Genomic DNA, 1,310 nt, shown 5'->3' on the forward strand with positions numbered 1-1,310 from the left:
TGCTGCTAGAATAAAAATAGGACAACCAAAATAGAGATTTTTCCTAGCTTAGTGTAAAATTAAAACTAACTAGGAGGAACTGTTTAATGGGAAAGCATAAGAAACAATACAGTGCTGAATTCAAGCAGGATGCTGTAAACTATTATCATTCATCAGGTAAAAGTCTGGAAAAAGTAGCTGAAGATCTTAAAGTTAGTAAGTCGGCCTTAAGTAAGTGGGCAGCGAGTGCTAAAACAAATGACGGCACCGTTATTCACAGAGGGTCGGGCAATTATGGTTCAGATACTGAAAAAGAAATCGCTCGTTTAAAGAAAGAATTAAAAGATTCAAGGGATGCGTTGGACATCTTAAAAAAGGCTATAAGCATACTGAACAACTAACAGAATCTATTTACTTGTCAACAAGACTAGCATCGAAGGAGCGCAAGATTTCTGTTAACAGTGTGCTCAAATTATTGGGCGTTTCTTCATCAGGATATTACAGCTGGGTCAAACGAACCCCGTCCAATCAGGAAATTAGGAAGCAAAAAATCAAGGCCGAAATTGTAGAGATTTATAATGAATCCCATCAAATATATGGTGCACCTAAAATCACATCAATCCTTCAATCAAGGGGTCATGTAATAGCCGAGAAGACAGTCGGTAACTACATGAGAGAAGAAGGAATAAAAGCTATCTGGGTACGCCCCTACACCAGAACAACCATAGACCCCGAGTTTGATAACAAGCTTAAAAACATCCTCAATAGAGATTTTAATCCAAAGGGACCCGACACTGTTTGGGTTACGGATATAACCTATATTTACACCCTATCCGGCTTTGTCTATCTAACTAGCGTGATGGATCTATTTTCTAGGAAAATCATAGGCTGGCAGTTATCAGACAGTTTATCCACGGAGCATGTATTAAAAGCCATTGAGAAAGCTAAAATGAATCGAAGAATTACTCAACCTGTGGTTATCCACAGTGACCGTGGATGCCAATATGTATCAAAGGGCTACCTTGAAGCTACACCAGCAGCACATTTTATCCATAGTTACTCAAATAAAGGTAACCCATGGGACAACGCATGTATAGAAGCTTTCCATGCCTTAATAAAGCGAGAATGGCTTAATAGATACGTGATCAAAAACGCCAGCCACGCTCATAAATTAGTATTTGAGTATATTGAAACTTTTTACAATACTGTTAGAATTCATGAACATTGTGGCATGATATCACCTTATGATTTCGAAAGTGCTTTAGCATGTTAAAACAATAAACTAGGGATATTTCTACTTTTAACTTGTCCGATATCTTGACAGAAGACCA

The 1,310-nt window shown here is 37.9% G+C and carries 2 protein-coding genes; both read left to right on the plus strand.

Going from position 1 to position 1,310, the window contains the following annotated elements; translation table 11 throughout:
- The first annotated feature begins 86 nt into the window (after nucleotides 1-86).
- A complete protein-coding gene (locus V6C11_RS04595; RefSeq protein WP_333529914.1) occupies nucleotides 87-380 on the plus strand; it encodes a transposase in 294 nt (97 codons plus the stop codon).
- Nucleotides 317-1,252 (plus strand): IS3 family transposase, encoded by a 936-nt coding sequence (locus V6C11_RS04600; protein WP_333529915.1) that lies wholly within the window; start codon nucleotides 317-319, stop codon nucleotides 1,250-1,252. Before V6C11_RS04595 ends, V6C11_RS04600 begins: the two co-directional genes overlap by 64 nt.
- Nucleotides 1,253-1,310: the final 58 nt, after the last annotated feature.

It is taken from the genome of Desulfotomaculum sp. 1211_IL3151 (genome assembly GCF_036763075.1).
Lineage (GTDB): Bacteria > Bacillota > Desulfotomaculia > Desulfotomaculales > Desulfotomaculaceae > Desulfotomaculum.

Bases quoted from the DNA above. Each gene is read 5' to 3' on its own strand.
- V6C11_RS04595 (WP_333529914.1), top strand. From the start codon at position 87: ATGGGAAAGCATAAGAAACAATACAGTGCTGAATTCAAGCAGGATGCT.